This window comes from Billgrantia hypersalina, from assembly GCF_052584175.1.
This window is the reverse complement of the sequence record NZ_JBMIQI010000018.1, coordinates 93,910-115,758: the sequence shown is the minus strand read 5'-3', so window position 1 is coordinate 115,758 and position 21,849 is coordinate 93,910. Positions and strand designations below refer to the sequence as shown.

Annotated in this window: 22 protein-coding genes; 13 read left to right on the top strand and 9 right to left on the bottom strand. The window is 63.6% G+C overall.

The genetic code is table 11. The features are described 5' to 3' along the window. Positions 1 to 8: 8 nt before the first annotated feature. The 3 genes from ACOJCM_RS15230 to ACOJCM_RS15220 form a co-directional block, all read right to left on the bottom strand. Positions 9 to 962, bottom strand: coding sequence for a LysM peptidoglycan-binding domain-containing protein (locus tag ACOJCM_RS15230; protein ID WP_445212920.1), 954 nt, complete (start codon positions 960 to 962; stop codon positions 9 to 11). Beyond that, on the bottom strand, positions 911 to 1,780 hold the full coding sequence (locus ACOJCM_RS15225; RefSeq protein WP_445212919.1) for an acyltransferase: 870 nt from the start codon (positions 1,778 to 1,780) through the stop codon (positions 911 to 913). The genes ACOJCM_RS15230 and ACOJCM_RS15225 overlap by 52 nt, the downstream gene beginning before the upstream one ends. Positions 1,781 to 1,865: 85 nt before the next feature. Further along, a complete protein-coding gene (locus ACOJCM_RS15220; protein WP_445212918.1) occupies positions 1,866 to 2,759 on the bottom strand; it encodes a LysR family transcriptional regulator in 894 nt (297 codons plus the stop codon). A gap of 131 nt (positions 2,760 to 2,890) precedes the next feature. Between ACOJCM_RS15220 and ACOJCM_RS15215 the strand changes: the two genes are divergently transcribed. From ACOJCM_RS15215 to ltrA, 3 genes are all read left to right on the top strand, one after another. Continuing rightward, on the top strand, positions 2,891 to 3,592 hold the full coding sequence (locus ACOJCM_RS15215; RefSeq protein ID WP_445212917.1) for a CoA transferase subunit A: 702 nt from the start codon (positions 2,891 to 2,893) through the stop codon (positions 3,590 to 3,592). A gap of 76 nt (positions 3,593 to 3,668) precedes the next feature. Next, a complete protein-coding gene (locus tag ACOJCM_RS15210) occupies positions 3,669 to 4,328 on the top strand; it encodes a CoA transferase subunit B (protein ID WP_445212916.1) in 660 nt (219 codons plus the stop codon). A gap of 512 nt (positions 4,329 to 4,840) precedes the next feature. After that, positions 4,841 to 6,229, top strand: a complete 1,389-nt coding sequence (gene ltrA, locus ACOJCM_RS15205; protein ID WP_445212915.1) for a group II intron reverse transcriptase/maturase — start codon at positions 4,841 to 4,843, stop codon at positions 6,227 to 6,229. 194 nt (positions 6,230 to 6,423) lie between these two features. Here the strand turns inward: ltrA and ACOJCM_RS15200 are convergent, their stop codons facing one another. The 3 genes from ACOJCM_RS15200 to ACOJCM_RS15190 all read right to left on the bottom strand — a co-directional run bounded on the left by ACOJCM_RS15200 (position 6,424) and on the right by ACOJCM_RS15190 (position 8,540). Beyond that, complete coding sequence (locus ACOJCM_RS15200; protein ID WP_445212914.1) at positions 6,424 to 7,191, bottom strand: DUF1338 domain-containing protein; 768 nt, start codon at positions 7,189 to 7,191, stop codon at positions 6,424 to 6,426. A 152-nt stretch (positions 7,192 to 7,343) separates the two neighbouring features. Beyond that, positions 7,344 to 7,604 (bottom strand): GrxA family glutaredoxin, encoded by a 261-nt coding sequence (locus tag ACOJCM_RS15195; RefSeq protein ID WP_445212913.1) that lies wholly within the window; start codon positions 7,602 to 7,604, stop codon positions 7,344 to 7,346. Between the two features lie 114 nt (positions 7,605 to 7,718). Next, positions 7,719 to 8,540 carry an inositol monophosphatase family protein gene (locus tag ACOJCM_RS15190; RefSeq protein ID WP_445212912.1) on the bottom strand — a complete coding sequence of 274 codons (822 nt, stop codon included), beginning with the start codon at positions 8,538 to 8,540 and terminating at the stop codon, positions 7,719 to 7,721. A 96-nt stretch (positions 8,541 to 8,636) separates the two neighbouring features. On the opposite strand from ACOJCM_RS15190, the gene hybE reads away from it, so the two are divergent. Further along, entirely contained in the window at positions 8,637 to 9,080 is a 444-nt protein-coding gene (gene hybE / locus ACOJCM_RS15185; protein WP_445212911.1) for a [NiFe]-hydrogenase assembly chaperone HybE, read from the top strand. An 85-nt stretch (positions 9,081 to 9,165) separates the two neighbouring features. Continuing rightward, positions 9,166 to 9,939, top strand: a complete 774-nt coding sequence (locus ACOJCM_RS15180) for a 3-hydroxybutyrate dehydrogenase (RefSeq protein ID WP_445212910.1) — start codon at positions 9,166 to 9,168, stop codon at positions 9,937 to 9,939. Between the two features lie 166 nt (positions 9,940 to 10,105). Here ACOJCM_RS15180 and ACOJCM_RS15175 read toward each other — a convergent pair whose 3' ends face one another. Together ACOJCM_RS15175 and ACOJCM_RS15170 are read right to left on the bottom strand one after the other, a co-directional pair. Further along, positions 10,106 to 10,645, bottom strand: a complete 540-nt coding sequence (locus tag ACOJCM_RS15175; protein WP_445212909.1) for a response regulator transcription factor — start codon at positions 10,643 to 10,645, stop codon at positions 10,106 to 10,108. Between the two features lie 14 nt (positions 10,646 to 10,659). Further along, on the bottom strand, positions 10,660 to 11,922 hold the full coding sequence (locus ACOJCM_RS15170; RefSeq protein ID WP_445212908.1) for an ATP-binding protein: 1,263 nt from the start codon (positions 11,920 to 11,922) through the stop codon (positions 10,660 to 10,662). 182 nt (positions 11,923 to 12,104) lie between these two features. On the opposite strand from ACOJCM_RS15170, the gene ACOJCM_RS15165 reads away from it, so the two are divergent. From ACOJCM_RS15165 to ACOJCM_RS15155, 3 genes are read left to right on the top strand one after another with little or no spacing between them, the layout of a single operon-like run. Beyond that, a complete protein-coding gene (locus ACOJCM_RS15165; RefSeq protein ID WP_445212907.1) occupies positions 12,105 to 13,694 on the top strand; it encodes a peptide chain release factor 3 in 1,590 nt (529 codons plus the stop codon). Between the two features lie 46 nt (positions 13,695 to 13,740). Beyond that, on the top strand, positions 13,741 to 14,220 hold the full coding sequence (gene mscL, locus ACOJCM_RS15160) for a large conductance mechanosensitive channel protein MscL (RefSeq protein ID WP_445212906.1): 480 nt from the start codon (positions 13,741 to 13,743) through the stop codon (positions 14,218 to 14,220). Positions 14,221 to 14,254: 34 nt separating this feature from the next. Then, on the top strand, positions 14,255 to 15,022 hold the full coding sequence (locus ACOJCM_RS15155) for a TatD family hydrolase (RefSeq protein WP_445212905.1): 768 nt from the start codon (positions 14,255 to 14,257) through the stop codon (positions 15,020 to 15,022). Here the strand turns inward: ACOJCM_RS15155 and ygfZ are convergent. Continuing rightward, positions 15,019 to 16,059, bottom strand: a complete 1,041-nt coding sequence (gene ygfZ / locus ACOJCM_RS15150; protein ID WP_445212904.1) for a CAF17-like 4Fe-4S cluster assembly/insertion protein YgfZ — start codon at positions 16,057 to 16,059, stop codon at positions 15,019 to 15,021. The genes ACOJCM_RS15155 and ygfZ overlap by 4 nt on opposite strands. A gap of 134 nt (positions 16,060 to 16,193) precedes the next feature. Between ygfZ and ACOJCM_RS15145 the strand changes: the two genes are divergently transcribed. From ACOJCM_RS15145 to ACOJCM_RS15125, 5 genes are all read left to right on the top strand, one after another. Further along, the gene (locus tag ACOJCM_RS15145) at positions 16,194 to 16,391 is read left to right on the top strand and encodes a hypothetical protein (RefSeq protein ID WP_445212903.1); all 198 of its coding nucleotides are present in this window, start codon (positions 16,194 to 16,196) and stop codon (positions 16,389 to 16,391) included. A 16-nt stretch (positions 16,392 to 16,407) separates the two neighbouring features. Further along, a complete protein-coding gene (locus tag ACOJCM_RS15140) occupies positions 16,408 to 16,830 on the top strand; it encodes an OsmC family protein (RefSeq protein WP_445212902.1) in 423 nt (140 codons plus the stop codon). A gap of 85 nt (positions 16,831 to 16,915) precedes the next feature. Next, positions 16,916 to 18,937, top strand: coding sequence for an excinuclease ABC subunit UvrB (gene uvrB / locus ACOJCM_RS15135; protein WP_445212901.1), 2,022 nt, complete (start codon positions 16,916 to 16,918; stop codon positions 18,935 to 18,937). Between the two features lie 333 nt (positions 18,938 to 19,270). After that, complete coding sequence (gene nei, locus ACOJCM_RS15130; protein WP_445212900.1) at positions 19,271 to 20,101, top strand: endonuclease VIII; 831 nt, start codon at positions 19,271 to 19,273, stop codon at positions 20,099 to 20,101. A gap of 203 nt (positions 20,102 to 20,304) precedes the next feature. Continuing rightward, a complete protein-coding gene (locus tag ACOJCM_RS15125; protein WP_445212899.1) occupies positions 20,305 to 21,810 on the top strand; it encodes a fumarate hydratase in 1,506 nt (501 codons plus the stop codon). Positions 21,811 to 21,849 lie beyond the last annotated feature (39 nt).

Here is a 21,849-nt window from a genome sequence, read left to right as displayed (position 1 = left end):
AACCGGGTCTAGCGCAGCACGCGACGGGGATCGATCGGCTTGCCCCCTTGCCGCAGGTCGAACAGCAGGTCGAAGCGCTCCGTGGCGTTGCTGAAACCGACCTCGCAAACCGGCGTGCCACGCGTGACGCGGGCTCCGTCATCCACCAATAGGGTATCGCACAGGGCGTAGACGCTCTGCAGATTGTCGCCATGGTGAACGATCACGACGCGGCCGAGCTGGCGCATGCTGCCAGCGAAACGTACGTCGCCGTCGGCTACCGACTTGGCGCGGGCACCACGGCTGGTGGCCAACAGCATGGGCTGCAGGGTGCCGTTGTTGTCGGTGCCATAGGCCCGCACGATGCGGTAGTCGTCCAGTGGCCAGGGCCAGTTGCGGGCCGAGGCAGGCAGCGAGCCGGACGCCGAGGGCGCAGCGGCTGGGCGCGGCGGGGGGCTGGCCGGGCTGCCGCTGGAGCGGCTGGCCGTGGAAGCCGAAGCGGCCCTGGCTGCCGTTGCGGCAGCACCGCGTAGCGGTACCTGCACGATCTGTCCTACTCGGAGTCGTGTCGGTTCGACACCGGGGTTGGCCGACTGGATCCGCGCCGGCGTGGTCCCGAAACGCCGTGCGATGGCAGAGTAGGTGTCCCCGGGACGGATCTGGTAGCGGTAAGGGCCACCGGAAGGAGCGCGCTCCTGCTGGGTCGGTATCAACAGGCGTTGGCCGACCGCCAGGCGGTTGGGGTTGGCCTCGGGGTTGAAGCGCTGCAGGCGGGCGAGCGGAACGTCCGCACGCGCGGCTATGCTGCCCAGGGTATCCCCGCGCTGCACCACGACCCAACTCCCCGCGACGCCAGTATTGTCGCTTCGCTGGACCTCACCGCGGGGCGAAGCGCAGCCTGCCACCAGCAGCGACAGGGCGCAAAGCAGCGTCAGAGCGATTCGAGCGCCTGGTCTTTTTCCTGCCATAGGGCATTGAGCCATGAATGGAAGCGTTCCTTGTAGTGCGGATCGTCATGGTAGCTACTAGCGAGCATCCAGGCCGGTACCTCGAGGCTGCGAGCCACGAGCCTGACCTTCCCCTCCTGGCCGCACAGAAACCCCCAGAAGGTGGGATGAGGGTTCTCGTAATGCAGCGTGACATCGAGGATGCCATCGAGCTGGTCTCCGAGCTGGTTCAGTACCTGGGCGACGCCGCCGGCCTTGGGCCGTAGCAAATGGCGAAAGGGACTATTCTGCGCGTCGCGCTTGGCTGGGGTAAATCGTGTGCCCTCAACGAAATTGAAGATGGCCAATGGCATCTCGCGGGCGCGCTCGCACATGCGTTCGGTGGCCTGGCGGTCGATGCTGGCGAGCCTGGGGTTGCGTTCGATCTGCTCGCGGCTGTAGCGGCGCATGAAGGGGTATTCGAGCGCCCACCAGGCAAGCCCGACGATCGGCACCCAGATGAGCTGCTGCTTGAGAAAAAAGCGCGGCATCGGAATTCTCCGGTGCAGCACCATGAGCAGCATGAAGATATCGGTCCAGCTACGGTGGTTGGAGATCACTAGCCAGCGCTGTTCGGGGGCGAGCCCTTCGGGCAAAGACGCCTCGAGTTGGGGCTTCAGCCAAAGACGCATCCACCACAGGTTGCAACCGATCCAGTTCAACGCCACGCCGTTAAGCCCGCGCAGCACGACCAGGCGCAGGGGGCGTGTCGGTGTGATCAGCTTGAGGATCGTCAGCAGAATCAACGGAACCGACCAGAACAGGGTAGTGATCACCAGTAGCAGCACGCTGACGAGCCCTCTCAGGGTCGGCATTCCTGACTCCTTGACGTAGCGTGACGGAACTTCACGATAGCCGCACATGCTAATGGATAGCGCTCTGGCTGCCCAGCTTCGGGTTTCACGGATGAGGTTCGCACAGTGTCGTTTGCAGCACCTCGTGAAGCGCCCGCGCGGCGGTCGAGAGCTCCTGTCCGGCACCCACCACCACACCCACGGTGCGGCGAATTTGTGGATCGAAGAGCGGTACGCAGCGTGCGCCGAGCTCGTGCATCTGCTCGCGGCACAGCGATGGCACGGCGCTTACGCCCAGCCCGCTGGCCACCATGCGACCGACCGTGGCGAGCTGATGGCTCTCGAAGGCCACCGGCAGTTCGGTCTGTCGCCGAGCCAGCGACTGTTCCAGCAGGATGCGTACCATGGAGGGGCGCTGCAGGGTAATGAAGTCATGAGTGAGCAAGGCCTTCCAGTCGATCGACTCGGCTTCCACCAGCAGTGAGTCCGGCGGCAGCACGGCGACGAAGGTATCGTCGAACAGGGGCAGGAAATCGATCCCTTCGCGGGTTTCGGGCTCGAAGGCGATGCCCAGCTCGACCTGCTGGCGCAGCACCATGTCGATCACCTGCTCATTGATCACGTCATGCACCGTGACATTGACCTTGGGGAAGCGTACGCGAAAGCGGCGCAGCGCACGGGGCAACCGGTTGCAGGCGATCGAGGGCATGGCCGCCAGTGCCACGCGGCCGAGCTGGAGGGTGAAGCGCTGGCGCAACAGCTCTTCGGTATTGTCCCAATCGGCCAGCAGGCGCTTGGCCAGCGGCAGAAGGGTTTCGCCTTCGGGTGTCAGTCGCACGCTTCGCGTATTGCGGATCAGTAATGGGCCGCCTAGGGTTTCCTCGAGACCCTTTATGGCCAGGCTCAGGGCCGGCTGCGACAGGTGCAGCCGCTCGCAGGCCTGGGTAAAGCTCAGCGTCTGGGCCACGGCCAGGAAGGCACGAAGCTGCTTGGCGGTCATGGGTATCCGGCCTGTTTTATAAATCGATCATATCAATTGATAAAAAAAACAAACTTAACAAATATATTGGCCGGGTCAACACTGGTCAGGTACCGTCGACTTTTCATTTCACAACAAGACGAGGCTTTGCGATGTCAGGATTCGACAAGCGCGTGTACTCCTACGAAGACGCAATGGAAGGCATCGAGAGCGGCATGACGCTGGTTGCCGGGGGCTTCGGCCTGTGCGGGATTCCCGAGAACCTGATTGCCGAAGTCAAGCGCCGCGGCGTCAAGGACCTCACCGTCATCTCCAACAATTGTGGTGTCGATGGCTTCGGCCTGGGCCTGTTGCTGGAAGACAAGCAGATCAAGCGCTTCTATGCCTCCTACGTGGGCGAGAACGCGCTGTTCGAGCAGCAGATGCTCAACGAAGAGATCGAAGTCATCCTGACACCGCAGGGAACCCTGGCCGAGAAGATGCGTGCCGGTGGAGCGGGCATACCTGCCTTTTACACCGCTACCGGCTACGGCACGCCGATCGGCGAGGGCAAGGAGGTTCGCGAGTTCAACGGTCGCCACTACATCCTCGAGGAGGCGTTCCACGCCGATTTCGCCATCGTCAAGGGCTGGAAGGCCGACCGCTACGGTAATGTGATCTATCGCGACACCGCCCAGAACTTCAACCCGCTGGCCGCCTCCTGCGGCAAGGTCACCGTGGTGGAAGTCGAGGAGATCGTCGAGCCTGGTGAACTGCGGCCCGACCAGATCCACACGCCGGGCATCTTCGTCGATCGTATCATCCAGGGCACCTTCGAGAAGCGTATCGAGAAGCGCACGGTGCGCGAGGGCTAACCGCTGCCGTAACCGACGCCGGAAAAGACCGGCACAGAGGGTATCGCTTCTCCACCGAATACAAGAGGCAAGCAAGATGGCACTGACTCGTGAACAGATGGCACAGCGCGTGGCGCAAGAGCTCAAGGACGGTTTCTACGTCAACCTGGGGATCGGCATTCCTACGCTGGTCGCGAACTATGTTCCGGAAGGCATCGACGTGATGCTGCAATCCGAGAACGGTCTGCTCGGCATGGGGCGCTTCCCCACTGAGGCAGAGGTCGACCCCGATATGATCAATGCCGGCAAGCAGACCGTCACGGCCCGCCCCGGGGCGGCCATCTTCGATTCGGCGGAATCGTTCGCCATGATCCGTGGCGGCCATGTCGACCTGACGGTACTTGGTGCCTTCGAAGTCGACCAGGAAGGCAACATTGCCTCCTGGATGGTTCCCGGCAAGTTGATCAAGGGCATGGGCGGCGCCATGGACCTGGTGGCAGGCGCCGAGAACATCATCTGTACCATGACCCATGCATCCAAGCATGGCGAATCCAAGCTCCTCGAGAAATGTACGCTGCCCCTCACAGGTGCGGGCTGCATCAATCGCGTGCTGACGGATCTCGCCTACCTGGAGATTGAAAACGGGAGTTTCATTCTCAAGGAGCGGGCTCCCGGTGTCAGCGTCGAGGAGATTGTCGAAAAAACCGCCGGCAAGCTGATCGTGCCCGACCATGTGCCGGAAATGACCTTCGATTGAGACGGTGGTAGCCGTAGAAAGGCCCGGGTTTTGCCCGGGCCTTTGTGTTGTGCGCCAGGCATGGCGCGCAGCGCCTGACTGGCGCTATTCCCGAGGGTGGTGCCTCGGGATGACTTGGGGGTGAAAGTCCCCTGCACGCCCGGCAAGGGGAAGTGCTAGCCGACGGCAAGGGTGTCTCCCGCGAGGGGGAATCTGAAGGCAGCCCGAGGCAAAACGCTGGCCTGACGAACAGGAAGCGGATACGAGGCGTCATGGTGGGGTGAGGTGGCAAGACTCACCGAAGCCCGGTACTTGCACGGAACGCCATGACGTAAATCCGACAGGCATAAGCGGGAAGGTCGCGCGTCTTACCCTGGGAGGTCTGGTGGTCTGCCACGGTGCTACCGGCGTCGAGAGGCGACGGGATGGACCACCAGACGTCAGCAGAGGCCATAGTAAGTGCCGGTTCACCGCGGCACCAAGGGCCGAATATGAAGAACCGCGAGTAGGCGATGACGTCTCGAGGATCGATCATGAAGACAGACCCTGGCGCTAATACCGTCACTCACCCAGAGGGGCAGGGGCAGTACCCCGAGTCCCGGCCGGTGGGTGTCGAGATGGTCCCGGCGTCGTCATCGTGGACGAAAGCGGAGCCCGACCCGCTCATGGAAGCCGTGGTAGAGAAGGCCAATATGGCGCGGGCTTACCGTAGGGTGGTCGCCAACAAAGGGGCGCCGGGTGCCGACGGCATGACGGTGCAGCAGTTGGCCGACCACCTGAAACAGCACTGGCCGACGCTGCGCGAGCGGCTGCTGGCCGGCGCGTACCACCCCAGCCCAATCCGAGCCGTCGAAATCTCCAAGCCCAAGGGCGGGACGCGACAGCTCGGCATCCCTACGGTTACCGACCGGCTGATCCAGCAGGCACTGCTGCAGGTGTTGACACCGCTCTTCGACCCGGACTTCTCCGAGTCAAGCTACGGCTATCGCCCCAGGCGCAGTGCCCAGCAGGCCGTCTCGGCCATGAAGGTCCATGTCGCCGCCGGCCACCGCTGGGTGGTCGACCTCGACCTGAAAGCCTTCTTCGATCGAGTGAATCACGACCTGCTGATGGCACGGGTCGCGCGCCGCGTTCACGACAAGCGGGTGCTGCGCCTGATCCGACGCTACCTGGAAGCCGGCATGTTCCAGGACAGTCTGACCACACCACGCCGACAGGGTGCGCCCCAGGGCGGGCCGCTGAGTCCGCTGCTGGCGAATATCCTGCTGGATGACGTAGACAAGGAACTGGAACGCCGCGGTCACCGCTTCTGCCGCTATGCTGACGACATCCAGGTGTACGTCAAGAGTCAGCGAGCGGGCGAGCGCGTCATGGCCAGCCTGAGTGATTTTCTCGAGAGCTCGCTCAGACTGACGGTCAATCGCGACAAGAGCGCGGTGGACCGGCCTTGGAACCGAGGGTATCTGGGCTACACGTTGACCCGGCACAAGCTGCCAAGACTGACGCTGGCCAAGGCCAGTCTGCAGCGCTTGATGCAGCGTGTCCGTGAGATCCTCAAGCGTGGCAAGGGGCGCAACATCCGACGAGTCATCGAAGCGCTGATCCCGGTCCTGCGGGGCTGGGCCAGCTACTTCAGCCTCGTCGACGTAAAGCGCCCTCTGGAAGCGTTGGATCAGTGGGTACGCCGCCGGCTGCGTTGTGTGATCTGGCGGCAATGGAAGCGGCCCAGGACCCGGCGCCGGAAGCTACAAGCGCTGGGTCTGGACGCCTATCGCGCCTGGAAATCAGCGGGAAACGGGCGAGGGCCTTGGTGGAATGCCGGCGCCTCGCACATGAATCAGGCCCTGCCGAGGAGGTGGTTCGATCAGTTGGGCCTGATCTCGGTACTCGACACGGCAAGGTGGCTTACCCGTTCTTCATGAACCGCCGTATACCGAACGGTACGTACGGTGGTGTGGGAGGGCGCCGGGGGTGACCCCGGCCCCTACCCGATTCCGTGTGTGTCGATTTTCTGATCAGTCGGTATGAGACCTGTCATTACCGGGACTTAAGCGGTTGTCACGGCGTCTTGCACAGCGTTATCCACAATTTCTGTGGATAACGTCCTTGGCGTCGTTCAGGTGATCTCGCAACGCGTATGATGCGGTAGCAGCAGTTCCACGGCACGTTCATGGTCGCTGCTCAATCGCTTCTGCAACAGGGCCAGGCCGCCCAGGCAGATGCGGTGCTCGTCGCCCTCGGCAAAGGCAAGGCGTCTTGAGCAGGTGGGATAGAATCGATACTGGAGCAGTGGCGACACGGGAAAAATTCCGTGGTGACGATCTTCGCTACCGGCAAGGCCGGTCGCGGCGAGTGCGTCGTCGAGCATCTCGAAGCTGTTGCCGAGCCGCTCGCAGTCGAAACCGGCATGATGCACACTCGGGCCCATGACCGAGATCCAGCCTGCCAGTGGGTGCGCATCCTGCAGCACGACGTAGTCGTCCCAGCGTGGCATGGCCCACGGACGCCCGCGGCAGAGCAGGTTCTTGCCCCGCGTGTCCTGGGGATGGGCATGGCTCACCAACCTGGCCAGTCTTTCGCGCGGCTCGCGAGACAGGGTGCCGAGCTGCAGTTCGGCCAATACCAGCCAGGCGCCATCGTCGGGCGGTGCCAACAGCGATACCAGCAGGCCGCGATCGGCCATGGCGTAACGGTGCACGGGGCGGTAGCCGAGATGACCAAGGGTGGGCAGCAGGTCCAGTGCGGCGAAGGGAGACTGGTTCACGGTGATCAGGGTCAGGTACTCGACCGGCGCATCTGTCGGCCACAGGCGAAGCATCCCCACGTCAGGGTGGTGGTGGACGTAATCGAGCCAGAGTTGCTGGAGAAATTCTTCCCTTTGCATCGTGCCGTTCCTTTTGTCCAGATGCGCTTGCGCATTCGACCTCAGTATAGGGGCTGGACAGGAACGGCTTTCAACGCGGAGGGAACGTTAAACGGGATTTGTACGCTTCGTGAAAAGGCGGGGAGATGCCCCCGCCCAGGCGATGCCCATGGTCAAGCCAGCAAGGCGTTTTCGCGAACGTACCGGTCGAACTCGGTGAAGCCACCGATGTGATTCTGGTCGATGAAGACTTGAGGGACCGTCGAAACCGGTTTGCCGATGGTCTTCTCCAGGTCGGCCTTGCTGATGCCTTCGGCCCAGATATCCACGTAGCGGTGTCCCTCGATCACGTTGGCGCTTTCCAGGCGCTCGGCGAGTTGCTGGGCGCGAACGCAAAAAGAACAGCCGGGGCGACCGAAGATGACCACGAACATAGTATGTCTCCTGAAGAGTAGTAGCTCGCAATATTGTGACGGCTGAGGGACGCGAAAGCCAATAGGGCGATGTTAGCGCCACGATGGCGAACCGCTATGGCGAGCCCGGCTTCCTCAGTGTGGCTTGAGCTCGTCGGCGTCTGCTGCGCGAAGGAGCTCCCCTAGCTCGGCATGGATTTCAGGCGCGCATACCAGTAGGTTCTCGCCATAAAGATCCTCCGGGATACCTTGGGGGCATGGGTAGAGATGTCCGGCGCGGGCGCCTGCCTCGCGGGCGATCAGGACCCCGGCTGCGAAGTCCCAGGGCGATACGCTTTCGTAGTAGGCATCCAGCCGCCCGCAGGCCACATCGCACAGATCCAGGGCGGCTGAGCCGTTGCGCCTGACATCCTGGCAGTGCTCGAGGACGGCCATCAGCCGACGCATGAGCGGTGGACGGCTATCGCGTCGGTAGGGAAAGCCGGTGCCGACCAGGCAGCGCTGAAGGTGGGTGATACGGCTGGCATGGATCGGCCTACCGTTGCACCACGCACCCTGGCCATACAGAGCGGTAAAAGTTTCATCGAGGAAAGGGGCATGTACCACACCGAGGCGGCTCTTGCCTTCGCTGACCCAGGCGATGGAAACGGCCACATGACGCAGGCCGTGAGCGAAATTGACGGTGCCGTCGATGGGATCGATGACCCAAAGCGCTTCGGCCGTGCGCATTACCTCGTGGTCGGGGGCGAGCTCCTCGCTGAGCCGCTGCTCGCCGGGCAGGCTGGCTTCCAGGCGCTCGCTGATCAGGGTATCGACGGCAACGTCCACGTCCGTGACCAGTTCCTGCCCCTTCTTGTATTGCTGGTTGAAGTTCTGATTCTGCCTGGCTGCCACGATCCGCTCGCCGGCTTCCCGAGCGATGGCGACGGCCAACTCTAGTCGCTGTTGGGGGAGCATGTGCATTCCTCGTTGCGCATGGACCTGCCAGAATAGCAGTGCGTGCGGCCTCCTGCTGTAGGGAGCCGCCATCCATCCACAGAGCAGGAGTGTGTCATGCTGGCTCCGACGTCCGAGCAGTACCAGCGACTGAACGACATGGCCCGGGCCTGGAAGCGGCGTCATGGTGCGGCGCTTGCGGCCTCGGCGGGAGGCAACCCCCAACTCGATGTCGATGCCTTGTGTTTCCAGGTGTTCTCGGGGGCCGGTCAGGATGACGAGCCCGGTTATTTGGTCGGCGCGTTGATCACTCCCGTTTCGCTGTCACTGGTCCTGTTTCCTGTCTTCGCCAGCACCGCTCCGCCTGACGCCGGCGAACGACGTGCCTTCGAGCTGCCCTCGGGCCGCTACCCTTTCGTTGCCGAGGTGCTGGAAGAGGAGGTCTGGCTGTGGCGCTGTGAGCTGCTCGATGACCTTTCCGACCTGGAGACGCGGGAGGATGGAAGTCGGCTGGCCCAGCGCCTGATGGTCAAGGTGATGATGCCGGGCGAGACGTCATGAATGCACTGACGGGCTGGCCCTATTGGCAGGCTCGGGCTTATGCTGGATTCACTGACATCACCAACGCCGTTAGAAGGATTAGCCCATGACCAACGCAACGACCCCCGTGCCACGCGTCGCCCTGGTAACGGGAACCGCCAGTGGTATCGGTGAGGCGGTGGTACGCCAGTTTCGCGAACTGGGACACCAGGTACTGGCCGTCGATTTCAATGAACAGGCCAAGGAGAAGGCCGACGCCGTCGGCGCGGCGTTCTACCAGGCCGACCTGACGGACGGCGAGGCCTGCAAGGGAGCTGCGGCGGAAGCCATCAAGCGTTTCGGGCGGGTCGATATCCTGGTCAATAACGCGGGTATCCAGCACGTGTCGCCAATCGAGGATTTTCCCGAGGCCAAATGGCGACAGATCATCGACCTGATGCTGACGGCGCCTTTTCTGCTGACGCAGGCGGTTTGGCCGTCGATGCGAGAAAACGGCTGGGGGCGAATCGTCAATATCGCCTCGGTACATGCCCAGGTCGCTTCGCCGGGCAAGTCGGCCTATATCAGCGCCAAGCACGGCATGATCGGGCTGACCAAGACGGCGGCTCTGGAGGGTGGGGCGCAAGGGATCACCGCCAACGCCATCTGTCCGGCCTACGTCAAGACGCCGCTGGTGGAAAACCAGATCGCCGATCAGGCGCGTCTGCACAACATGGCCGAGCAGGAGGTAGTGGAGCAGGTCATGCTCAAGAACGCGGCGGTCAAGCGCCTGATCGATCCCGAGGAAGTGTCTGGGCTGGTGGCCTACCTCGCCTCCGATGCGGCAGGGGCGGTGACCGGCTCGAGCTGGAATATCGACCTGGGCTGGACGGCTCAGTGAGCCTGCGCGAAAACTGGCTGCGCCCGGCCATGCGGCGTTAAACATTGGCATAAAAAGCTCATTGACTACACGTAAATTCCGCTTTTGCGCCAATGTTTGCCTAGTCTGGCCTTCGCTCGCTGCGTTTTCGCATCAGGCTCGGAATATCGGGTAGCACCTGGAATGATCAGCGTCGCACCGGGCGCTTCTGCAGCTTGCGCTGTAGGGTACGGCGATGCATCCCCAGGGCGCGCGCGGTGGCGGAGATGTTGCCGTCGTGTTCCTGCAGCACCTTCTGGATGTGCTCCCAGGCGACGCGGTTGATCGAGGGCGGGTTGTCGGCCACCTCGGCATCCGGGTCACCCTCTTCACGGCCCAGGGCGACGAGGATTTCGTCCGCGTCGGCGGGCTTGCACAGGTAGTTGACGGCACCGAGCTTGATCGCCTCCACGGCGGTGGCGATGCTCGAGTAGCCGGTCAACACCACGACACGGCACTGGGGCACCACGTCGAGCAGTTCGGGTAGCAGCTTCAGGCCCGAGCTGTGTTCCAGCTTGAGGTCCAGGGTGGCCAGCTCGGGACGGTGGCGGCGGGCCAGGCTGAGCGCCTGCTCGGCATCATGTGCGACGAATACCTCATAGCCGCGCCGGCTCAGGGCGCGGGATAGCACGTGGCAGAACATTTCGTCGTCGTCGACGATCAGCAGGCTTGTGTCGGCATCTTGCATGGCGTCCTCATCGCTCAGGGCTCACTGTGCGGCAGGATCACTTCGGTCAGCGTCCCCCCGTCTGGATGATTATACAAGCTTACACCCCCACCGAAGCGATTGATGGTGGCGTGGGTCAGGAACAGCCCGATGCCGAGTCCCTTGCTCTTGGTCGAGACGAACGTTTCGCCCAGTTGGTAGGCGATGTCCAGGGTAACGCCGGGGCCGTGGTCACGAATGTCGATGGTGACCTCGGCGTCGTTCCAGTCCAGACGTATGCTGATGTCGTCCGGGTTGGCATCCGCGGCGTTGTTGAGCAGGTTGGTGATGGCCTGGTCGAGCGTGGTGTCGACCTTGAGCCAGGGCGTGCCGCGCTGATCGCTGATCTCGAGGCGATAGCTGACGTCCGGCCGCAGCACCAGCCAGCGCTGCACCACGCCCTGCAGCCAGTCACGGGCATCCTGCACCTCGGGTTCAGCCATGCGGCGTCGGTCGGCGCTCTCTACCAGGTGACGCAGGCGTGACTTGCAGATGTCGACTTGGCCGCGCAGCAAATCGATGTCCTCCTTCAGCTCGGGATCGTCGCGTGCCTCCTCGCGCATCTCGCTGAGCAGCACCGCCATGGTCGACAACGGTGTGCCCAGCTCATGAGCGGTGCCGGCTGCCTGGGTGGCCACCGCAACGATCTGCTCGTTGCGCAGGGCCGATTCGCGTGTCTGGGAAAGCGCCTGCTCCCGGCTACGCAACGCGTGGGCCATCTTGTAGATGAAGAAGGTCACGAGCCCGGCGGAGAGGCCGAAGTTGATCCACATGCCCAGCACGTGCAGGTTGACGCCGGAGGCTTCATGGTAATGGGCGAACTGCGGCACGGGATGGTGGCTCCCCATCAGCAGCGTATACGACGCCATGGCCGCCGAGGCGATGATCCAGGCGTAGCGCCAGGGCAGGGTGGCTGCCGCGATGGTGACAGGCACCAGGTAATAGTTGATGAACGGGTTGCTGGACCCACCGGTCAGGTAGAACAGCAGCGTGAGCCCGAAGACGTCGGCCAGCAGGTGCAGGAGGTATTCAGCGTGGCTCACCGCCCACTGGCGGCCGAGTCGCCACCAGGTAAACAGGTTGACCAGCCCCATGCAGACGATCACGCCGATCACCGCGGCAACCTCGAGCTCGAAATGCAGGAGCTCGACCCCGACGATGGCCGCGATCAGGAAACCGGTCCAGGTGATGCCGCGGACGATGGTCAGTCGCACCAGGTTGCGGCTGGGAGTCGAAAGCGGCAGGGGGGTGGCTGGCATGGTGGCTCCGTCGTTCATCATGCAGGCATGATACCGCGTCATGCCGCCTTCCGGGCAGGCGGCGCCGGTCTGTCGGCAACCTTTCGCGGGCGCTGCCCTACAACTGAAGGTGGCAAAGCCGTAGAATGCGTGCCATTCCTCACTCACGCACCGTAACGGTGCCATACGACGATTCGAGACTGATGTCAGATGCCGATCTGGCCCGGGAAGTCGGGCTGCGCAGAACCTTCGCCATTATCTCGCACCCCGATGCGGGCAAGACCACCATCACCGAGAAGATGCTGCTGTTCGGAAACGCCATTCAGCTCGCCGGCTCGGTGAAGAGCAAACGCAACGACCGCCATGCCACTTCCGACTGGATGAAGATGGAGCAGGAGCGCGGCATCTCGGTCACTACCTCCGTGATGCAGTTCCCCTACGGTGGGCGCATCGTCAACCTGCTCGATACCCCGGGTCACGAGGATTTCTCCGAAGACACCTACCGCACCCTGACCGCCGTGGACTCGGCGCTGATGGTGATCGACGGCGCCAAGGGCGTCGAGGCGCGAACGATCAAGCTGATGGAGGTCTGCCGCCTGCGTACCACGCCGATCCTGACCTTCATCAACAAGATGGATCGCGATATCCGCGATCCCATCGAGGTCATGGATGAGGTCGAGACGGTGCTGAACATCGCGTGTGCGCCGATGACCTGGCCGATCGGCATGGGGCGACACTTCAAGGGCGTCTATCACCTCTACAATGACGTGATCCACCTTTATACCCAGGGCCAGGGCAGCCGAATTCCCGACGACAAGCGCATCGAGGGGCTCCATAACCCCGAAGTCGACAAGGTGCTCGGTACCGAACAGGCCGAGGAGCTGCGCATGGAGGTCGAGCTGGTGCGGGGCGCCTCCCATGAGTTCGACCTCGACGCCTACCTGCGCGGCGAGCTGACGCCGGTCTATTTCGGAACCGCCATGGGCAACTTCGGCGTGCGCGAGATGCTCGACGGCTTCGTCGAGTATGCGCCGCCGCCCCAGCCGCGGGAGACCGACACGCGTACCGTCGAGGCCGAGGATTCACGCTTCACCGGCTTCGTGTTCAAGATCCAGGCCAACATGGACCCGAAGCATCGCGACCGCATTGCCTTCCTGCGGGTCTGCTCGGGCAAGTACGAGAAGAACATGAAGATGCGCCATGTGCGTCTCGGCAAGGACGTGAAGATCGCCGATGCCCTGACCTTCATGGCCTCCGACCGCGCCCATGTGGAGGAAGCGTGGCCCGGCGACATCATCGGCCTGCACAACCACGGCACCATCCAGATCGGCGATACCTTCACCCTGGGCGAGGATATGCGGTTCACCGGCATCCCGCACTTCGCTCCGGAGCTGTTCAAGCGCGTTCAGTTGAAGGACCCGCTCAAGCTCAAGGCGCTGCAGAAGGGCCTGCAGCAACTTTCCGAGGAGGGCGCCACACAGCTGTTCCAGCCTCTCGACAATAATGATTTGATCCTTGGCGCCGTGGGCACGCTGCAGTTCGACCTGGTCGCTCATCGCCTCAAGGAGGAGTACAAGGTCGACTGCGTCTACGAGCCGGTCAACGTGCAGACTGCGCGCTGGATCTACTGCGACGATGCCAAGAAGCTCGAGGAGTTCAAGCGCAAGGCGAGTGCCAACCTGGCGCTGGATGGCGGCGGTTACCTGACCTACATTGCCCCCACGAGGGTCAACCTGCAGATGACCCAGGAGCGCTGGCCGGAGATCCGTTTCGCTGCCACCCGCGAGCATTGACGCATCAGCTTCGGCAGGTAAGGGACGCAGAAGGGAGAAGTGCGGTATGGCATCGAGGATGCTGAAGGAGTTCCGCGAGTTTGCGGTCAAGGGCAGCGTGGTCGACATGGCGGTGGGGATCGTCATCGGCGCCGCCTTCACGGGGATCGTCAACAGTCTGGTGCGGGACCTCTTCACGCCGCTCATCAGCCTGGCCACCGGTGGGCTGAATTTTGCCAACCAGTTTCTGATCCTGCGCGACGCGCCTGGCGGCGGTGACTACACGACCCTGGAGCAGGCCCAGGCGGCCGGAGCGGTAACGCTTAATTACGGGCTATTCCTGAATGCCCTGCTGTCGTTCCTCATCGTGGCGCTGGCCACCTTCGTGCTGGTTCGTAACGTCAACCGGCTCAAGAACCTGGCTTACCGCCCGAGCGAGACGGCGGGTCCGCCCACGGTAAAGGACTGCCCCTACTGCCTGAGCAAGGTTCCGCTGCCGGCGACCCGCTGTCCGGCCTGTACGTCGCAGCTGTCGCCGCCGGAGTGATGCCGGCGAGAATCAGCCAAGGAGCACGACACGGATGTTGATTGACGCTCACTGTCACCTCGATTTCGAGGCCTTCGACGACGACCGCGAGGCGATGTTCGAACGTGCCAGAGCGGCCGGCGTCGGCCACTTCATGGTGCCCGGTACCACGCGTGAGCGCTGGCCCGCCGTACTGGCGCTCGGCGAGCGCGCGGACGTCCACATCAGCCTGGGCCTGCATCCCTACTTCATGCACGAGCATGGCAAGGGCGATGTCGAGGCGCTGGCTTCGCTGCTTGACGACTATCCCGCCGTGCGGGCACTGGGAGAGTGCGGTATCGATGCACGCTTCGAGGAGACGCTCGATGACCAGTGGGAGCTATTCAACACCCAGCTTCGCCTGGCCAAATCCCGCCGGCTACCGGTGGTGATTCACTGCGTGCATGCCAACGACAAGGTCTCCAAACGCTTGCGCCAGCTCGATCTCCCCGAGGGGGGGCTGATCCATGCCTTCGCCGGTTCGCCGGACCAGGCATGGAAGTTTCTCGACCTCGGTTTCGTCGTGGGGCTGGGTGGTGCAGTGACCTATGCGCGGGCACAGCGCCTGTGGCGCGCGGTAAAGAGCCTGCCCGAGGATGGCTTCGTGCTGGAGACCGACAGCCCCGACATGCCGCTCTGCGGTTACCAGGGGCAGCGCAACGAGCCGGCACGCATCGTGCAGGTCTGCGAGATGGTGGCGAAGCTGCGGGGCGAGACGCCCGAGACGATCGCCATGCAGAGCACGGCGACCGCCAGGCGAATCTTTGGCCTGGGCGAGGCTTAGGCGCTGGCCTTGGCCAGCGCCTCGGGGTCGAGCCGTTCGATCGAATAGGGCAGTTTCAGCCGCTTGACGGCCTGGCCGTCGACGCTGAGAGGCCCGGCATCCTCCCGAGTGTTAAGCACGGCAAGGATTTCCGCCTGGCCGTAGGCGTCGCGCTCCGCAGCGACGACTTCGCCCTGGCTCCTGTTGTCGGCATCCACCACACTGGTACCGGGCTCGGGCAGGCGACTTCCCTCTAGCTGGGCCCTTGCGAGGCGCTTCTTTACCTGGCCGCGGAAATGCGCCCGGGCCACCACCTCCTGGCCCGTATAACACCCTTTCTTGAAACTGATGCCACCGAGCGCCTCCCAGTTGATCATCTGGGGCAGTAGAGCGTCCTGGTGCGTCGGCGTGAGCCAGGCGAGCCCGGCCTGGATGTCCTGCAGGCGCCAGACGGCGTTGCCGACCGGAGCTGCCTGCTCGGCAAGCCGGGTTGTTATCGCCTCGGCCTCGACCAACGGCAGGCAGGCCAGCAGCCGCGGTAGCGGGCCGGGATGGCCCAGCAACTGGAGCGCATCATGGCCGGCCTGGTGCCAGACCGTAGGCGGCGTGACGTCGAAACGCACTTCCGCCAATGCATGCGCCTCCCGCCCGATCAACCCCAGCAGCGCCAGATCGTCGCGTATGGCGAGCTCGCTCTTGTAGAAGGGGGCGAACTTCTTCAAGTGGTCGCGCAGCGGGTTCAGCAGGCCACGATGCAGGATCAGACGGTAGCGTTCGGCGCCAATGCGCAGGAGTTGCGCATTGGCCAACATGCGACCCTTGGCACTGCAGAAGCTGGTCAGCGGGGCGAAGGTGCCATCGGCCAGGTCGACCTGGGCGCTGGTCTGCCCCTGCAGCAACTTGCCGGCGCCGGGGCCGACCACATCGAGTGCGCCGAGGTGAACGAGCGGACAAATGACCGTACGTTCCATGGCCTGGCGGGCGGGGTCGGGCGTGTCGAACTCCACCCGCTCATCGCTCAAGCGTCGCCCTCCCAGGGCGGTTATCCAATCGCTCATGCCTGTAAGGCTCCGGGTCATCGTCGGGGTAATGGTGTCAGGTATGCGGGCGCAAACGCCGGATTGCAAGCGGTGTCGCCCTCCGAGGCCCATGTTAGACTGGGGTCTTTCCTTGTTATGCCAGGGAGTCATGCATGCCCCAACAGTCGCTTAGTTTCAGCGGCGTGGAAAGCGCCGACCAGGTCAATCGTATCACCACGGCGCTGATGATGGTGGATGGCGTCGAGAGCGCCGAGGTGGGACGCCATGGGGCGGAAGTGGAAGGGCGCGTCAGTCGCGAGGCGCTGATCCGTGCCGTGGAGGCTCTCAGGCTTCCCATCGAGATCAAGTAACCGGGCGGAGTCGTCAATGCACAAGAGTATCGAGATCGTCAGCGAGCGCAACAGACTCTTTCGCCAGCGTGTCAGAATCGAGGGATTCGAGGATCTGCATGCCGACGTGCCCAAGGCCTTCGGTGGCGAGGGCAGCGCGCCGGATCCGCACGACTACTTCGATCTCTCCCTCGGTGCCTGCAAGGCGATCACCGCGCAGATGTACGCTCGGCGCAAGCAGTGGCCGCTCGAAGGGATCACCGTCAGGGTCAATCGCGACGACAGCGAGGAACGCAAGGGCACGTACCGGCTCGAAGTGGTCATGACTTTTCACGGCATCGAGGATGCGCAGCAGCGGGCGCGGCTCGAGGAGATCAGTCACAAGTGCCCGATCCATCGCCTCATGACCAGCGCCACCGTGGAGGTCATTACGCGCAGCACCGATATCGTCGAGGCGTGAAGCACGTACCGGCCTATACTGGAGTGCACCTCCGTCAGTTGATTCCAGGCGCTTCCATGGCGCCTGATGTTCGTTGGGAGCCGTCATGAGCAAGCCGTTTCGCCTCGCTGCCAATTTCAAGCCCGCCGGCGACCAGCCCGCTGCGATCGAAGCCCTGATCCGGGGGCTGGACTCCGGGTTGGCCCACCAGACGCTGCTCGGCGTGACCGGTTCGGGCAAGACCTTCACCATGGCCAACGTGGTCGAGCGCTTGCAGCGACCGACCATCGTCATGGCGCCCAACAAGACGTTGGCCGCGCAGCTCTACGGCGAGTTCAAGTCGTTCTTTCCCGACAACGCCATCGAATATTTCGTCTCCTATTACGACTACTATCAGCCTGAAGCCTACGTCCCCTCGTCGGACACCTTCATCGAGAAGGATGCCTCGATCAACGACCATATCGAGCAGATGCGCCTTTCCGCGACCAAGGCGCTGCTCGAGCGGCGCGATGCGCTGATCGTGGTCTCGGTGTCGGCCATCTACGGCCTCGGCGACCCCGACCAGTACCTGAAGATGCGCCTGCATTTCACCCGCGGCGAGCTGATCGACCAGCGCTCCTTCCTGCGCCGGTTGGCGGAGCTGCAGTACACCCGTAACGACCTGGACTTCAAGCGCGGTACCTACCGCGTGCGCGGCGACGTGATCGATATCTATCCGGCCGACTCCGACGAGGAGGCCGTGCGGGTCGAGCTGTTCGACGACGAGATCGATTCGATCCGGCTGTTCGATCCCCTGACTGGCGAAGTGCGCGGCCAGGTGCCGCGCATGACCATCTATCCCAAGAGCCACTACGTGACGCCGCGGGAGACGATCATCTCTGCCGCCGATCGGATCAAGGCCGAGCTGGTCGAGCGCCTGGAGTGGCTGCGCAAGAACGACCGGCTGGTGGAGGCCCAGCGCCTCGAGCAGCGCACCCTCTACGACCTCGAGATGATGAACGAGCTGGGCTACTGCAACGGTATCGAGAACTACTCGCGCTACCTCTCGGGTCGCAACCCGGGCGAGCCGCCTCCGACATTCTTCGACTACCTGCCGGACGATGCGCTGCTGTTCATCGACGAATCCCACGTCAGCGTTCCCCAGGTGGGTGGCATGTACAAGGGTGACCGCTCGCGCAAGGAAACCCTGGTCGAGTACGGCTTCCGCCTGCCCTCGGCGCTGGACAACCGGCCCATGACCTTCGAGGAGTGGGAGAGCATCTGTCCGCAGACGATCTTCGTCTCGGCCACGCCGGGACCCTACGAGGCCGCGCACGCCGGGCAAGTGGTTGAGCAGGTGGTGCGTCCCACCGGGTTGGTCGATCCCGAGATCGAGGTGCGCCCGGCCACGACCCAGGTCGACGACCTGCTTTCCGAGATTCGGCTCCGTACCGAGGTGGGCGAACGGGTGCTCGTCACCACCCTGACCAAGCGCATGGCGGAGGATCTGACCGAATACCTCGACGAGCACGACGTGCGGGTGCGCTACCTGCATTCCGATATCGATACCGTGGAGCGGGTGGAGATCATCCGTGACCTGCGCCTGGGCAAGTTCGACGTGCTGGTGGGTATCAACCTGCTGCGCGAGGGTCTCGATATTCCCGAGGTATCGCTGGTCGCCATCCTCGATGCCGACAAGGAAGGGTTCCTGCGCAACGAGCGCTCGCTGATCCAGACCATCGGCCGGGCGGCGCGCAACGCCCACGGCAAGGCGATACTCTATGCCGACCGCGTGACCGACTCCATGCGCCGCGCTATCGATGAGACCGAGCGGCGCCGCGCCAAGCAGATCGCCCACAACGAGAAGCATGGCATCACACCCACCACCGTGACGCGCTCGGTGGCGGACATCATGGAGGCGGCCCAGGCCCCGGGGCGCAAGGGCAAGGGGCGGCGGGGCGAGCGCAAGGTGGCCGAGGGCGCGGCGATCTACGACCTCAGCGAGCTGTCGCCGACAGATCTTGCCAAAGAGGTATCACGGGTCGAGGACGCCATGTTCGAGGCGGCCCAGAACCTGGAGTTCGAGGAGGCAGCCAGGCTGCGCGATCGGCTGCATGAGCTTAAGGAGCGGCAGCTGGCGCTGGGGTAGGCATCGTTGATTGCCTGCTGCGCTCGATATCTTGCCCGCCGGCGGTACCGAAACGTCGGACCGTCGCAATCCTCATTGAGCAGCAAGTCAACTCCGGTTGCTGCGCTCCGGCGGCGGGCAACCTCTCTTCGCTCGCGACGCCAATCCACAGATGCTCTGGTGTATATCGAGGAGTCATAATGCTATGGAGCGAGGGGCGCCGGGGGCAGGCCGAAGAGGAGGTCTTTTGCCATGGATGGCAAAAGTAGCGCCCAGGGATGGGTTCACAGCGCCTCCTCATAGGCCTGTCCGCGGTTCGGCCCCGAGTGGAGCAAGAGACTAAGGAAACACTGGATGCCCGAAGGCCCAGAAATTCGACGTGCCGCCGATCGCCTGCACGAACAGCTAGCCGGCCGGCGCCTGGAAGCCGTGTGGTTCGCCTTCCCGGAGCTGGCCGCTGAGGCCGATTCGCTGGTGGGGCGTGAGGTCACGGCGGTGGACAGCTGGGGCAAGGCGCTGTTGACGCGCTTCGATGATGGTCGCGTGCTCTATTCGCATAATCAGCTCTACGGGGTGTGGAAGCTGCACGACGCCGAGCGCGAGCCGGATACCGAGCGTTCGCTGCGGGTTCGGCTGACGGCGAAAGGGCGCTCGGCCAGTCTCTACAGCGCCTCGGATGTCTCGCTATGGCCGGCCGACAGGCTCGCCGAGCATCCGTTTCTCTCCCGCCTCGGCCCCGACCTGCTGACCCACGGCGTGACGCCGGAGCAGGCTCAGGCACGATTGCAGGAGCCGCGCTTTGTGCGCCGGCGGGTGGGCGGGCTGCTGCTCGACCAGGCGCTGTTCGCTGGCATTGGCAACTATTTGCGCTCCGAGATCCTGTTCTTCGCCGGGCTGGCGCCTTCGTCCCGGGTAGCCGATCTTGCACCCGAGCGGTTGGAACGGCTGGCAGGGACCATTCTCGACGTGACCCGTCAGGCCTACGAGCAGGCCGGCGTGACCAATCGCGGCGAATGGGCAGCCTCCGCCAGACGGCAGGGGGAGAGTCGTCGGCTGTGCCGATTCGCCGTCTACGAGCGTGACGGCCGGCCATGCCATGCTTGCGGTACAGCGATCGTACGGCAGACGGTGGCTTCGCGGCGGCTGTACCGTTGCCCGAACTGCCAGCCTGACGAACGAATGTAGCGCTAGGAGTATCACCATTGGGATGATGCCCTCCGCAATTATACCGTTATCTCGCTGTTACACTATTCGACATATGCGACTTTGGCGGCACAGGTCTGTCGAGAGAAGGCCGATACGGTATAATTCGCCACCGTTCGAGCCCGCCGTTTCGCTATGCGAATCCAGAAGCGGGCATGCCGACACTGCCAAGGAGTCCCTTGCACATGACCGTGATTCGCCAGGACGATCTGATCCAGAGCGTTGCCGACGCCCTGCAGTACATCTCCTATTACCATCCCAAGGATTTCATCGACGCCATGGCGGCGGCGTACGAGCGGGAGGAGAACCCGGCAGCGAAGGATGCCATTGCCCAGATCCTGATCAATTCGCGCATGTGCGCTATGGGGCACCGGCCGATCTGCCAGGATACCGGCATCGTCACCGTCTTCGTTCATGTGGGCATGAACGTGCGCTGGGAGGCCGACATGAGCCTTGACGACATGATCAACGAAGGCGTGCGTCGCGCTTATCATTTCCCCGACAATGTGCTGCGAGCCTCGGTACTGGCCGACCCGGACGGCAAGCGCAAGAACACCGGCGACAACACGCCGGCCGTGATCCATCACAAGCTCGTACCGGGCGATACCGTCGAGGTACACGTGGCAGCCAAGGGTGGCGGCAGCGAGGCGAAGAGCAAGTTCGCCATGCTCAATCCCTCCGACAACGTGGTCGACTGGGTGATGGAGCAGTTGCCCAAGATGGGAGCCGGCTGGTGCCCGCCCGGCATGCTCGGCATCGGTATCGGCGGCACCGCCGAGAAGGCCATGGAGATCGCCAAAGAGGCGCTGCTTGACCCGATCGACATCCAGGAGCTTCAGGCCCGCGGCCCGTCCAACCGCGCCGAGGAGTTGCGCCTGGAGCTGTTCGACCGTGTCAACAGGAGCGGCATCGGCGCCCAGGGCCTGGGTGGCTTGACCACGGTGCTCGATATCAAGGTCAAGGACTACCCGACCCATGCCGCGAACAAGCCGGTGGCGATCATTCCCAACTGTGCCGCCACGCGCCATGCCCATTTTACCCTGGACGGGACCGGCCCGGCGGCGCTGCCGGCGCCCAAGCTCGAGGATTGGCCGGAAATTACCCGCGAGGCGGGCGACAACGTCAAGCGCGTCGATCTCGACAGCGTGACGCCAGAAGAGGTACAAACCTGGCAGCCGGGCGACACGCTGCTGCTCAACGGCAAGCTGCTTACCGGCCGTGACGCGGCCCACAAGCGCATGGTTGACATGATCGCCAAGGGCGAGGCGTTGCCGGTCGACCTGAAAGGGCGCTTCATCTACTACGTGGGTCCGGTGGATCCGGTGCGCGACGAGGTGGTGGGTCCGGCCGGTCCCACCACGGCGACACGCATGGACAAGTTCACCCGCACTATGCTCGAGGAAACCGGCCTGCTGGGCATGGTCGGCAAGGCCGAACGCGGGCCGGCCGCCATCGAGGCGATTCGCGACAACAAGGCGGTCTATCTGATGGCAGTGGGCGGCTCCGCCTACCTGGTGGCGCAGGCGATCAAGAAGTCTCGCGTGGTCGGCTTCGCCGACCTGGGCATGGAGGCGATCTACGAGTTCGAAGTCGAGGATATGCCGGTCACAGTAGCGGTGGACAGCCAGGGTACCTCGGTGCACCAGACCGGCCCGGCCAAGTGGAAGGAGATCATCGCCGAACGCGCGTAAAGGAGAGATTCACTTTCCGCTGGTTCCCCTGACGGCCCC